Raw genomic sequence first — 11,988 nt, forward strand, 5'->3', positions numbered from 1 at the left:
CCTCTGTGCTGCAGGTCCGCCCGAACCCCGCCGGGCGGACCCGCCTTGCGGTGTTCAGGTATCGATCCAGTCGTAGCGCGCGGTGTCGCGCCCGGCGTAGTCGGGGTCGAGATAGATGAACAACCGGCTGATCCGGCCGTCCCGCACCTCGAACGTGTCGCAGAACCGGCCTGCGCCCCAATCCGGATCGCCCGCCATCCACGACCCGTCGCGGTGCGTGCCTTCGCTCGTGCCCTCCACGGCGAAACGGTCGGTGCCGGTCATGTACCAGGTGAAGCCGTCATAGTGATGCGTGATCCCGCGCAGGGTGCCGCCCACATCTGTGAACATCTGCCGCACCGCGTCGATACCGCGCGCGACACCCCATTTGGGGAAATAGACCTCCGCATCGTCCGTGAAATGATCGAAGAGGCCAAGCCCGGTGGTGGGCGACACCCCGCCCGCATCGAGCGCCTTCAGATAGCTTTCGGCGATGACCTTGCGCGCCTCTTCGGCTGCGTCCTGCGCCATGGAAGGCCCGGCCGCCGCCACGGCCAGCGTCGCCGCCGTTCCGGTCAGCACATGCCGCCGCGATGTGGTCCCGTTCGTGTCAGTCATTATGTCCTCCTCCCTCGTCTGTCTGTCCCGCTGGTCCCCGCGCGGGCGCGATCAGCCGCCGCCGCACGGGGAACAACTGCACACCGGTCCGGTCCGAAATCAGCCCCCAAAGCCCCCTTCGTGCGAACAGCATGATGACGATGCCAAGACAGCCCAGCACGATCAGGTAGGTCGCCCCGAAATCCGCCAACAATTCCTGGAGCATGAAGAACACGAGCACGCCGATGATCGGACCCTCGATCGTCCCGATGCCGCCGATCACCACGATGAAGATCACGAAGGCCGTCCATTGCGTCACGGCGAAGGCGCTGTCGGGGCTGATGCGCCCGTTCTGCAGGAAGATCAGCCCGCCCGCGATCCCGGTGCCGAAGGCGGCGACAAGGAACACGATCCATTTCATCCGCGCGGCATCCACGCCCACGGATTTCGCCGCCTCCACGTTGTCGCGCAGCGCCGCCAGCGCCAGCCCGCGCCGGGTGCGCAGGAACCAGTAGATGCCGCCGATCGTCGCCGCCGCCAGCGCCAGCGCCAGCCAGTAGGCGAGGATGTCGCGCGCCGCCGAGGACCGGACATCGAACGCCGCCTCGATCCATGTCACGCCCCACATTGCGTCCCGCGCATCGCGCGGCAGCGACGTGCCGGTGCCGCCGCCCACGGCCTGCCATTGCGCGACGGTCAGGCGCACGACCTCGGCCACGACCCATGTGCCGATGGCGAAATAGGCCCCGCTGAGCCGGAAGGCGAAGAACGCCGTCGGGATCGCCAGCAGCAGCGCGAAGACCCCCGACAGCAGGATCGCCGCGACGGGGTTCACCCCCCACAGGATCGTCGCCGCGAAGAGCATATAGGCCCCGAAGCCCACGAACGCCTGCTGGCCCACGCTGACCAGCCCGGAATAGCCCGCGAGCAGGTTCCAGAACTGCGCCAGAGTCAGCATCGTGAGGATGAAGAACAGGTCCTGGATCAGGCTGCGCGACGCGAAGGCGGGCAGGATCACGGCGACGGCCAGAAAGGCCAGCGCGGCGATGCCGGTGATCGTGCCCGCGCGCGTGCGCGTGGTCAGGGTATGGGTCGCCGCCATCAGTCCACCGCCCTCGGAAACAGGCCGCGCGGGCGAACAAGCAGCACAATCAGGAACGCGACATGCCCCGCGAGGATCTGCCATTCGGGGTTGATCGCGGCGCCCACGGTCTGCGCCACGCCGATGATGATGCCCCCCGCAAGCGTCCCCCAAAGCGACCCGAGGCCCCCGATGATGACCGCCTCGAAGGCATAGATCAGCCGCGCGGGCCCGACATAGGGATCGAAGTTGGACCGCGTGCCGAGATACAGCGCGGCGATCGTCGCGACCACGAGGGCGAGGCCCATCGCCGTGGCGAAGACCCGGTCGGGCCGGATCCCCATAAGGCTGGCCGTCACCGGGTCGTCCGACGTGGCACGGAACGCCCGCCCGATGGCCGTGCGATAGAAGATCTGGTTGAGTCCCACGATCACGGCGATGGCCGATCCGAAGGTCAGAAGCGGCAGCAGGCCCATCGTGACCGGCCCCACCGCGACCGACGCGGTTTCCAGCGGCCCCATGGAAATGCGCTGGCTGTCGGCGGAGAATCCTTCAAGCAGACTGTTCTGGATCACGACCGACAGCCCGAAGGTGACCAGAAGCGGCGGCAGGATGTCGTCGCCCAGCGTGCGGTTCAGCACGGCCTTCTGAAGCACCCAGCCGATGGAGAACATTACAGGCGCCGCGACCAGCGCCGCCACGAACGGGTTCAACCCCAGCACGGACACCACCACAAGGATCAGGTAGGCGCCCATCACGATCAGGTCCCCATGGGCAAGGTTCACCAACCGCATGATCCCGAACACGAGGCTCAGCCCCGCCGCGAACAGCGCATAGAGCCCGCCCAGCAGCACCCCCTGCACGATGGTGTCGATCCAGATCATGCGTCCTCCCCTGATGCGGTCATGCGGGCGCCCCGAAATACGCGGCATGAATGTCGTCGCGGCTGATGGCGTCGGGGCGTCCTTCGAGCGTCACGCGCCCCTCCATCATGCAATAGACCCGGTCGGCGACCTTCAGCGCCTGACCGATATCCTGCTCGACGACGATCACGCTCGTGCCACCCGCCTTGATCTTCGGAAGGGCCGCGTAGATGTCGCGGATCACGACGGGAGCGAGGCCGAGGCTGATCTCGTCACACAGCAGCACCGCCGGGTTCGACATCAGCGCGCGGCCGATGGCGACCATCTGCTGCTGCCCGCCCGACAGCGCCGTTCCGGGATTGTGCCGCCGCTCCTTCAGGATCGGGAACAGGTCATAGACCGTGTCGAGCGTCCAGATGCCGGTACCGTCATGGCCCGCGGCCAGTGCCACCGGATCGGGCGCGCCGGTGAAACGGCTGAGGAAACTGTCGATCCGGTCGCCCAGATCGCGCCCGCCCTTGTGTTGCCCGCCGATCAGCAGGTTTTCCTCCACCGTCAGCGACGGGAACAGCTTGCGCCCCTCGGGCACCATGACGATGCCGCGCTTCATGATCGTGTCGGGCATCAGGTGGCCGATGGCCGTGCCCTTGTGCCGGATCTGGTCGGCGGCACCCCGCAGCACGCCTGTGATCGACCGCATCAGCGTCGTCTTGCCCGCGCCGTTCGCGCCGATGATCGCCACCGTCTCGCCGGTGTCGAGCCGGATATCGACCCCGAACAGCGCCTGGAAATCGCCGTAATGCGCCGTCAGGCCGTGGGTTTCCAGAAGCGTCATCAGACCTCGATCCCCAGATAGATTTCCCGCACCTCGCGGCTGTCCATGATCTCGGCCGGTTCGCCCAGCCCGATCACGCGCCCGAAATCGAGCACCAGAAGCCGCTCCACCACCGCCGTCAGGGCGTGCAGCACATGCTCGATCCAGATGATCGTCACGCCGCCCGCATGGAGCCCGCGGATCGTGTCGATCAGGGCGGCGCATTCGCCGTCGGTCAGCCCGCCCGCGATCTCGTCCAGCAGCAGCAGCTTCGGTTGCGTCGCCATCGCGCGGGCCAGTTCCAGCCGCTTGCGCTGCAGCAGGCTCAACCCGCCCGCGGGCGTGTTGGCCACGCCCATCAGTTCGGTCTGGTCGAGCACGCGGGCGACATGATCGACGACCGCGCTTTCCGGCCGGTCCTGCCCGTGGGTCGCGGCGACGAGAAGGTTCTCGAACACCGTCAGGCCGGTGAAGGGCTGCGGGATCTGGAAGGACCGCCCCATCCCGTCAAGACAACGCTGCATCGGCGGGATGCGCGTCACGTCGCGGCCCTGGTATTTGATCCGCCCCGCGTCCGGCACGAGGTTCCCGGTGATGAGGTTGAACAGCGTCGACTTGCCCGCGCCGTTCGGCCCGATGATGCCGAGGGCCTGGCCTTCGGGCACATCGAAGCTGATACCGTCGGCCACCTTCAGGGCGCCGAAGCTTTTTGTCACGTCGTGCAGCGACAGGATCATGCCCATCCCGGTTTCTCCCCCCATGGCGCGCGGCCCGGCGTCAATGCCGGGCCGCACCTCGTGGCCCTACGTCAGACCAGCGGTTCCATCACGCCCTGCGTCGGGATGTCGGGCGCGGTGGAGTTGTCCACCACGGCAAGCTCGAAGCTGCCGTCCTCCTGCCGCCGCCACTGGCCACCCACGAGCGGCGTCTTGCAGACGTTCTGCGCCGCGAAGGGCGGCACGCCCTCGCCGTTCCAGGCGATGCGGCCCACGATCGTCTCCAGATCCGTCGCGGCAATCGTTTCCGCCACAAGATCGGGGTCGGTCGGATCGTCCGCCCGCTTGATGACATCCGCCGCCATCTCGAACAGCGAGTGGACGAAGCCGATGGGCTGGGTCCAGGGCCGCCCGGTAGCGTCGGTGAAGGCCGCCGCCAGATCGCCGCAACCCTGCCCCGTCAGAGAAGATGTGAAGGGATGGTTCGCCGACCACCAGACCTCGGACGACAGGTTGTGCCCCGCCTCGCCCAGCGTTTCGACCGATTGCGGGAACAGGATCGCCTTCGCCACGGTGATCGCCTTGGGATTGAACCCCTGCTGGATCGCCTGATTGCGGAAGGTGGTGAAGTCCGGCGGGATCACAACGCCGGTCACGATCTCGCAATTCGCCTGCCGGAACGCGTTGATCTGGGCCGAGAAGTCGTCGGTCAGGTTCTGGAACCGCCCCGGATCGACGGTGGTGAAGCCTGCTTCGGCAAAGCCCGGCGCCACGCCCACATCCGGGTCGCCCCAGGCGTTGCCGTCGGCATCGTTGGGGAACAGCCCGCCGACCTGCTTGTTGGTGTCAAGCTGGCCCCACATGCTGGTGAAGACGGCGATGACGTCCTCCAGCCCCCAGAAATAATGGAACGTGTAGTCGAAGGGCCGCCAGCTGTCCGGCGCGCGGGGATTGCCCTGCTGGCCGATGAACCAAGGCTGCCACGGTGCCTTGGTCGAAATCGTCGGGATGCCTTCGCTTTCGCACACGGTCGAGACGGGGTTGGTCGTCTCGGGGGTGGAGGCGACCAGCATCAGGTGAATCTCATCGTCGATGATGAGTTCCTGAGCCACGTCGGCGGCCCGGTTCGGGTTCGACTGGCTGTCGCGCACCAGCACCTCGACATTCAGCCCCTGCTCGGCCGCGACGCGGTTGAACGTCTCGATGGTGAACGCGTCGGCCTCGGCGAATCCGGCCAGCGGCCCGGTCTGCGGGCTGACATAGCCGATACGGACGGTCGTGCCCTGCGCCAGCGCTGGGGCCGCAAGCCCGCCCGCCGACAGCACGAGCCCGCTGGCCGCGCCCGACTTCAGAAGTCTTCTTCTCATGATCATGGTGGTCCTCCCTGATGTCTGTCGTGGTTCACTCTGGCCGTGCGCCCTCCCAGGCGGCCTGCAGAAGCGCCCGGATATCGTCCTCCCCGAACGGGCGCGGATTGGCGTAGCTGTTCTGGACGGCGATACCGGCGGCACGGTCGAGATCGGCCTCGGTCAGGCCCAGATCCGCCAGCCGCAGCGGCGCGCCGAGCGTCTGCGCGAAATCCCACAGCCCGCCCCCGACCGACCCGCCGAAGATGCGGGCGATGCCGCCCAGACGGTCGGTCGCGGCGGCGTTGAAGCCCGCGGTATGCGGCAGAAGGATCGCGTGGGTCTCGGCATGGGGCAGGCCGAAGCTGCCGCCCAGCACATGCGCCAGCTTGTGGTGCAGCGACATGGTCGTGTAGCCGAGTGCTGTGGAACAGAGCCACGCGCCATAGAGCACCTCCGCCCGCGCCACGCGGTCATCGGCAGATTCGACGACACGTGGCAGCCCGTCGCGGAAAGCGCGCACGCCATCATGGGCCATCATTCCGACCACCGGGTTCGCGTCGGGCGCATAGAGCGCCTCGATCCCGTGCGCGATGGCGTTGAGCGCCGAGTTGACCGTCATGGCCGTCGGTAAGCCCAGCGTCAGGTCCACGTCATAGACCACGGTTTCGGGCCGGATCGACGCATCGCGGCGCGTGGTCTTGTACCCGCCTTCGGTCTCGCCAAGGATATCGGTCATTTCCGACCCGGCATAGGTCGTGGGAACGGCCACATGGTCCGCGCCGGTTCGGGTTACGATGGCCTTGCCCAGCCCTATCGTCGATCCGCCGCCAAGCGCCACGACACAATCCGCCCCGGCGGCGCGATAGGCCGCCACGGCGCGCTCCGTCACGGCGACGGGGGTGTGCATCTCGGCTTCCGCGAAGACGCCCGCCGACACATCCCCAAGCGCGGCCGCCAACGCCTCTGCATCCTCGGCCTGCCCCGGCGTGGACAGCACGAGCGCGCGATGGCGGCCAAGGCGCTGCACTTCGGCCGCGACCCCGGCCAGCGTGCCCGAACCGAAGACGACGCGGGTGGATATGCCGGGAAAGACGAAACCGCCCTCAAGCGCGCTCATGCCGTTCCTCCCAACGCGGGCGCACCCACGGCGATGGCGCTGAACAGGCCGGAAAGTTCGGCGCATTCCGCATCCGACACCGTGTGGGGCCGCCCCGGCAGCACATCGGCCCGCAGCCGGACGCCCGCGGCCGACAGATCGCCAAGCATCCGGTGGAACGCCCAGAGCGGTATCCACGGATCGGCATCGCCGCAGCTTGCATAGACCGGCAGCGCGCGCAGGTCAGCCCGCGGCAGGCCCGAGGACGCGGCCCCCACCCGGCACCCGGTCAGGGCCGCAAGCGCGTCGGCCTGCCCCCCGCGCATCAGGTATTCCGCCGCGACGCAGGCCCCTTGCGAGAACCCCGCAAGGATCACGGGCACACCGGGACAGGTCGTCCGCGCGTCCTCCACCGCCCGGCCAACGATGCCAAGCGCGTCGGAAAGCTGGGCCGCCGTGACCTCTGCCAACGGATCGACCGCCCGCGCATCGTACCACGCGCCGCGCGGCGCGCGCGGCAGCACGAAATGCACGTCAGGCGCATCGAGCCGCGACAGGATGCCTGCCACCATGTCCTCCGGCGTCTGACCGCGCCCGTGGACGAACACGCAGACCGCGCGCGCGCTGTCGGGCGTGGCCCCGTGATGGCTGGCTTGTGTCATCGGTCGATCCCTCAGGCGTCCTGGAAGCTGGCGGGTTCAAGCCCGGCGATCAGCTCGTCCTTGCGATCCGCGAACCATGGCGGGAACACGAGCGTCGACCCGATGGCGTCGGCGGGTTCGTCCTTCGCCCAGCCCTCGGGCACCGTCCAGGCCAGTTCGAACAGCGCGCCGCCCGGCGAGCGGACATAGCAGGACTTGAAATACATCCGGTCCTTCTGCTCCGAGATGTCGGTAAAGCCGAGCCCCTCGATATGCGCGCGCAGCTTCAGCTGGCTTTCCTCGTCGCCCGTGTTGAGGGCGAAATGGTGGATCGTGCCCCCGGACAGCGTCCATGTCCCCTGCGGCTCATCGCGGATTTCCGTGACCTCCACCACGCTGGTGGGCCCGTTCGGGTTCGGCACCTCATAGGCCATGCCGTCCGCATCATCGGCCATCTTCTTCAGGGGCAGCGCGATGGTCAGGAAATCATCCATCGCATTGCGGTCTGTCACCGCCACGACCCCGCCATAGATGCCCTTGATCCCGTGCTCTGCCGAAATGCCCTCGGCCTCGTTGGCGATGGGCGTGCGGTTGTCGCCGGGGTTCTCGACCAGTTGCAGCTCGATGCCCGACGGATGGCGGAATTCGACCCGGTCCAGCCCGAAGCGGTTGCCCTTCGTGGCCGCGATCCCGCGTTCGTTCAGGCGGTTCACCCAGAAATCCGACGCGCCCACCGGGATCGCCTGCTGCACCACCTTGGACTGGTTCGTGCCCCGGCGCCCGTAGATGCCCGGCTTGCGGAAGGGGAAGGTCGTGATGATGGTCGACTCGTCGCCGTTCCGCGATCCGTAATACAGGTGATAGACGGGCAGCACGCCGTCGAACAGCACCGTGCGCTTGACGGAATAGAGCCCGAGATCCTTGGTGAAGAAATCGAAATCCTCCTGCGCGCCGTCGGTGCTCATGGTCAGGTGATGATAGCCGCTGATCGCTGACATGGTATGTCCTCCCTGTGGTCGTCGTGTCAGGCGTCTTCCCGCCCCGGATGCGCCCGGGCGAGAACGAATTGGTGGCTGGCCTCGAATCCGCCATCCCCGCAGGCCGCGAAGCGGGTCACGAGCGCCGGGTGCACCGCGAACAGCGGATCGGCCTCCAGCGCGGGATCGTCGCCGTCGAACAGATGCGTCGTCAGGGTCTGGAACCCCGGCGCGGAAATGCGGAAATGCAGATGCGCGGGCCGGTCGGGGCTGAGCCCCAGCCGCGCCAGCAGCGCCCCCACCGGTCCGTCATGGGGGATCGCGTAGCCACCCGGCCGCACGGTGCGCACGATGGCCCTGCCGTCGGGTCCGGCGCGATAGGTGCCGCGCAGGTTCTGGTCCGGCTGGAGGTCCGGCGCCTGATTTTCATAAAGCCCCGCGCCGTTCGCCTGCCAGACCTCGATCGCGGCGCCGGCCACCGGGTCGCCGTCAAGGTCCAGCACGGCAAGCTCCAGCACGAGCGGATCGCCGATCCCGTCGATCGAAATGCTTTCCCCGTCGCATTTCACCGGTGCGCCGACGCGATAGAACGGCCCGGCAATGGTGTTGGGCGTGGCCCCGGCGGGCCGGCGCGTCACCTGCGCCTCGATCAGGCTGGTCAGCCCCAGCGTATCAGCCAGCAGCACCCATTCCTGCCGGCGCGAATCCGACGCATGGCCCACATCCGTCAGGAAAGCGACCAGGGCGCGCAGATCGTCGCGGTCCAGCCCTTCTTCCTCAACGATCCGCGCCATCGCGGCAACGGCCCTGGCAAGCCGGTCCGCCAGTTGCCGGTCCGGCGCCCCGCGCACACGGGCCGCGAACTGCGCGGCGATGTGCCGTCCGGGTCTGTGCATGACGCCAGAGTTCATCGGTATCCTCCCTGTGAAGAAGGATAGACGCAGGATCGTCCTTGATTATTGTTTTATTCGCCCGCAACATAACAAATTGTTATGAAGATCGACGAAAAGCACCTCGCCCAACTGGCTGCCGTAGTCGAAACGGGCAGCGTCACGGATGCCGCCAACCGGCTGGGGCTGTCGCAACCGGCCTTGTCGCGCACTCTGTCGGCGATGGAAAAGCGGCTGGGCGAACCCTTGTTCGAACCGGGCCGCCGCCCCTTGCGCCCCACGATCATCGGGCAGCAACTGGCCGAACACGGGCGCATCATCCTCGAAGCATCGCGCAAGGCGTCGGAAACGGTGCGCAGCTTTCGCGCCGGGTCGGTGGGCACGGTCCGCATCGCGGGGGTGCCGTTCTTCATGGACGCGTTCATCAGCCGGATGATCGGCGAATTCCAGACGCGGCAACCCGATATCCGGGTGGACCAGTCCTATGGCAACCTGCCGGAACTTCTGTCGGGGATTTCGTCGAACCGGCTCGATCTGGCCATCACGCCGCTGGGGATCGTGGATGCCGGGGGCGGGTTCGCCTTCACGCCGATCCTGCCGGGGCGCAACATCGTGGCGTGCCGCACGGCGCATCCGCTGCTGCGCAATCGGCGGCTGACCACGAAGGACCTGATCGACTTTCCCTGGATCGCGCCCCTGCCCGGATCGCCGTTGCTGGCCGACCTGCACGCGATCCTGCTGTCGATCGGGATGTCGGAAATCAACGTGCGCTATTCGGGCGGGTCGCTGCTGTCGGTGTTCAACTATCTGGAGGAAACCGACGCCCTGACGGTGCTGCCCCATTCGGTCGTTTTCGCCCATCGCAAGGAGCGGCACGTGACCGTCCTGCCGGTGGAGATCCCCCAACCGGCCCGGACGCTCGGCATCCTGCGGCTGGCGGACGGCCCGCGCCTGCCCGCGGCGGAACGGCTGGCCCGGCACATCACGACGCGCTTCGACGACCTGCGCCAGCTCATCAAGCGGCACGAGAACTCGATCGTCTGGGGCATGAGCGGCGACCACGACCCCGCGGCCTGACCGCCAATGCCCCCCGCCAGTCGTGACGGGTGGGCCGGCGTGGGGCGCGGGATCACTCCCGTTCGGGTACCAGCACCTCGCGCTTACCCACGTGGTTGGCGGGGCTGACAAGGCCCGCATCCTCCATCTGCTCCACAAGGCGCGCGGCCTTGTTGTAGCCGATGGCGAGCTTGCGCTGGATGTAGCTGGTGGAACATTTGCGGTCGTTGATGACGACCTGCACCGCCTGGTCATACAGCGCATCCTCGCCCCCGGTGTTGCCGCCCAGACCCAGAACCTCGTCGATCTGGTCGGCGCGGTCGTCCTCGGGGCCATCCGCCACGCCGCCGACGTATGAGGGCGGACCATAGGTCTTGAGGTGGCGCACGACCTCCTCGACTTCCTCGTCCGACACGAAGGGGCCGTGGATGCGCGTGATCCGCCCGCCGCCGGCCATGTAGAGCATGTCGCCCATGCCCAGAAGCTGTTCTGCCCCCTGCTCGCCCAGGATCGTGCGGCTGTCGATCTTCGACGTGACCTGGAAGCTGATCCGCGTGGGGAAGTTCGCCTTGATCGTGCCGGTGATGACATCCACCGACGGGCGCTGCGTCGCCATGATCAGGTGGATGCCCGACGCGCGCGCCATCTGCGCCAGCCGCTGGATGCAGGCCTCGATCTCCTTGCCCGCGACCATCATCAGGTCGGCCATCTCGTCCACGATGACGACGATATAGGGCAGGGTCTGGGGTTCGAACTGCTCCGTCTCGAACACCGGATCGCCGGTGTCGTCGTCGAAACCCGTTTGGACGGTGCGCGAGAACATCTCGCCCTTTTCCAGCGTCGCGCGGACCTTGCCGTTGTAACCCTCGATGTTGCGCACGCCCATCTTCGACATCTTGCGGTAGCGGTCCTCCATCTCGGCCACGACCCATTTGAGGGCCACGACCGCCTTCTTGGGGTCCGTCACCACGGGGCTCAGCAGGTGCGGGATGTCGTCGTAGACCGACAGTTCCAGCATCTTCGGGTCGATCATGATGAGCCGGCATTCCTCGGGCGTCAGCTTGTAGAGAAGGCTCAGGATCATCGTGTTGATCGCCACCGACTTGCCCGACCCGGTGGTGCCCGCGATCAGCAGGTGGGGCATTTTGGCGAGGTTCGCCACGACCGACTCGCCGCCGATATCCTTGCCCAGCGCCAGCGGCAGGCGCAGCTTGCTGTCGCCGAAATCGCGCGCCGACAGGATCTCGCGCAGAAGCACCATCTCGCGGTTGTCGTTCGGCAGTTCGATCCCGATGACCGACCGGCCCGGCACGGTGGACACGCGGGCCGACAGCGCGGACATGGACCGCGCGATGTCGTCCGCCAGCCCGATCACGCGCGATGCCTTCAGCCCCGGCGCGGGTTCGAGTTCGTACATCGTCACCACGGGGCCGGGGCGCACCGACACGATGTCGCCCTTCACGCCGTAATCCTCCAGCACGCTTTCCAGCATGCGGGCGTTCTCCTCCAGCGCCTCGTCGGACAGGTACAGCCGCTCGACCGTGGCCGGGTCGCGCAGCAGCGACAGCGGCGGCGGGTCATAGGCATCCGCGGGCGCGGGATCGAACCCCAGCGCCGGTTGCGCCTCGGACCGCGCGCGGGCCGACGGCGCAGGGCGGCGCGCGACCGGGTGCTGCACGACGGGGCGGCTGGGTTCATAGCGCGGGATACGCGGGGCGGCGGGGGCATCGCGCGGAACGGATGCGATGTCGGCATCGGCGTCCATGTCCCGCGCGTCCTCCGCCGCCAGCCATGCCGCCACGTCGTCATCGTCCTGCGCGTCCCCCGAGTCATCGAACGGGGTCGGTTCCGCCGGCGTCCCCGCAGCCGCCGCGCCGGTCAGGGGCGGCTCGGCCCGCAGCACCGGCTCCTGCCGCGTGCGCGCGCGGG

The 11,988-nt window shown here is 67.8% G+C and carries 12 protein-coding genes; 1 reads left to right on the forward strand and 11 read right to left on the reverse strand.

Annotated features, from left to right (window positions below; all coding sequences use genetic code 11):
- Window positions 1–54: 54 nt before the first annotated feature.
- The 10 genes from DDE13_RS14250 to DDE13_RS14295 form a co-directional block, all read right to left on the reverse strand.
- Window positions 55–597: a nuclear transport factor 2 family protein gene (locus DDE13_RS14250; protein ID WP_222626105.1), complete on the reverse strand. Its 543-nt coding sequence runs from the start codon at window positions 595–597 to the stop codon at window positions 55–57.
- A complete protein-coding gene (locus tag DDE13_RS14255; RefSeq protein WP_111404961.1) occupies window positions 590–1,678 on the reverse strand; it encodes a branched-chain amino acid ABC transporter permease in 1,089 nt (362 codons plus the stop codon). Before DDE13_RS14255 ends, DDE13_RS14250 begins: the two co-directional genes overlap by 8 nt.
- The gene (locus DDE13_RS14260; RefSeq protein WP_111404962.1) at window positions 1,678–2,541 is read right to left on the reverse strand and encodes a branched-chain amino acid ABC transporter permease; all 864 of its coding nucleotides are present in this window, start codon (window positions 2,539–2,541) and stop codon (window positions 1,678–1,680) included. Before DDE13_RS14260 ends, DDE13_RS14255 begins: the two co-directional genes overlap by 1 nt.
- Before the next feature lie 19 nt (window positions 2,542–2,560).
- Complete coding sequence (locus tag DDE13_RS14265; RefSeq protein ID WP_111404963.1) at window positions 2,561–3,355, reverse strand: ABC transporter ATP-binding protein; 795 nt, start codon at window positions 3,353–3,355, stop codon at window positions 2,561–2,563.
- Complete coding sequence (locus DDE13_RS14270; RefSeq protein ID WP_111404964.1) at window positions 3,355–4,077, reverse strand: ABC transporter ATP-binding protein; 723 nt, start codon at window positions 4,075–4,077, stop codon at window positions 3,355–3,357. The genes DDE13_RS14265 and DDE13_RS14270 overlap by 1 nt, the downstream gene beginning before the upstream one ends.
- Window positions 4,078–4,142: 65 nt before the next feature.
- Entirely contained in the window at window positions 4,143–5,417 is a 1,275-nt protein-coding gene (locus tag DDE13_RS14275) for an ABC transporter substrate-binding protein (protein ID WP_235868708.1), read from the reverse strand.
- 34 nt (window positions 5,418–5,451) lie between these two features.
- Window positions 5,452–6,516, reverse strand: a complete 1,065-nt coding sequence (locus DDE13_RS14280; protein WP_111404966.1) for a maleylacetate reductase — start codon at window positions 6,514–6,516, stop codon at window positions 5,452–5,454.
- On the reverse strand, window positions 6,513–7,157 hold the full coding sequence (locus DDE13_RS14285; RefSeq protein WP_111404967.1) for an alpha/beta hydrolase: 645 nt from the start codon (window positions 7,155–7,157) through the stop codon (window positions 6,513–6,515). The genes DDE13_RS14280 and DDE13_RS14285 overlap by 4 nt, the downstream gene beginning before the upstream one ends.
- An 11-nt stretch (window positions 7,158–7,168) precedes the next feature.
- Entirely contained in the window at window positions 7,169–8,134 is a 966-nt protein-coding gene (locus tag DDE13_RS14290; protein ID WP_111404968.1) for a VOC family protein, read from the reverse strand.
- A gap of 26 nt (window positions 8,135–8,160) precedes the next feature.
- Entirely contained in the window at window positions 8,161–9,024 is an 864-nt protein-coding gene (locus DDE13_RS14295; RefSeq protein WP_111404969.1) for a dioxygenase family protein, read from the reverse strand.
- Window positions 9,025–9,105: 81 nt separating this feature from the next.
- On the opposite strand from DDE13_RS14295, the gene DDE13_RS14300 reads away from it, so the two are divergent.
- Window positions 9,106–10,080 carry a LysR family transcriptional regulator gene (locus tag DDE13_RS14300; protein WP_111404970.1) on the forward strand — a complete coding sequence of 325 codons (975 nt, stop codon included), beginning with the start codon at window positions 9,106–9,108 and terminating at the stop codon, window positions 10,078–10,080.
- A 52-nt stretch (window positions 10,081–10,132) separates the two neighbouring features.
- On the opposite strand, the gene DDE13_RS14305 is transcribed toward DDE13_RS14300, so the two are convergent.
- Window positions 10,133–11,988, reverse strand: a 1,856-nt coding sequence (locus DDE13_RS14305) for a DNA translocase FtsK (protein WP_268951249.1), incomplete at its 5' end; no start/stop codon positions are given.

This window comes from Meridianimarinicoccus zhengii (assembly GCF_003254465.1).
In the GTDB taxonomy this organism is placed as follows: Bacteria; Pseudomonadota; Alphaproteobacteria; order Rhodobacterales; family Rhodobacteraceae; genus Meridianimarinicoccus; species Meridianimarinicoccus zhengii.

Bases quoted from the DNA above. Each gene is read 5' to 3' on its own strand.
- DDE13_RS14300 (WP_111404970.1), top strand. From the start codon at position 9,106: ATGAAGATCGACGAAAAGCACCTCGCCCAACTGGCTGCCGTAGTCGAA.
- DDE13_RS14270 (WP_111404964.1), bottom strand. From the start codon at position 4,077: ATGGGCATGATCCTGTCGCTGCACGACGTGACAAAAAGCTTCGGCGCC.
- DDE13_RS14295 (WP_111404969.1), bottom strand. From the start codon at position 9,024: ATGAACTCTGGCGTCATGCACAGACCCGGACGGCACATCGCCGCGCAG.
- DDE13_RS14275 (WP_235868708.1), bottom strand. From the start codon at position 5,417: ATGAGAAGAAGACTTCTGAAGTCGGGCGCGGCCAGCGGGCTCGTGCTG.
- DDE13_RS14280 (WP_111404966.1), bottom strand. From the start codon at position 6,516: ATGAGCGCGCTTGAGGGCGGTTTCGTCTTTCCCGGCATATCCACCCGC.
- DDE13_RS14265 (WP_111404963.1), bottom strand. From the start codon at position 3,355: ATGACGCTTCTGGAAACCCACGGCCTGACGGCGCATTACGGCGATTTC.
- DDE13_RS14250 (WP_222626105.1), bottom strand. From the start codon at position 597: ATGACTGACACGAACGGGACCACATCGCGGCGGCATGTGCTGACCGGA.
- DDE13_RS14255 (WP_111404961.1), bottom strand. From the start codon at position 1,678: ATGGCGGCGACCCATACCCTGACCACGCGCACGCGCGCGGGCACGATC.
- DDE13_RS14285 (WP_111404967.1), bottom strand. From the start codon at position 7,157: ATGACACAAGCCAGCCATCACGGGGCCACGCCCGACAGCGCGCGCGCG.
- DDE13_RS14290 (WP_111404968.1), bottom strand. From the start codon at position 8,134: ATGTCAGCGATCAGCGGCTATCATCACCTGACCATGAGCACCGACGGC.
- DDE13_RS14260 (WP_111404962.1), bottom strand. From the start codon at position 2,541: ATGATCTGGATCGACACCATCGTGCAGGGGGTGCTGCTGGGCGGGCTC.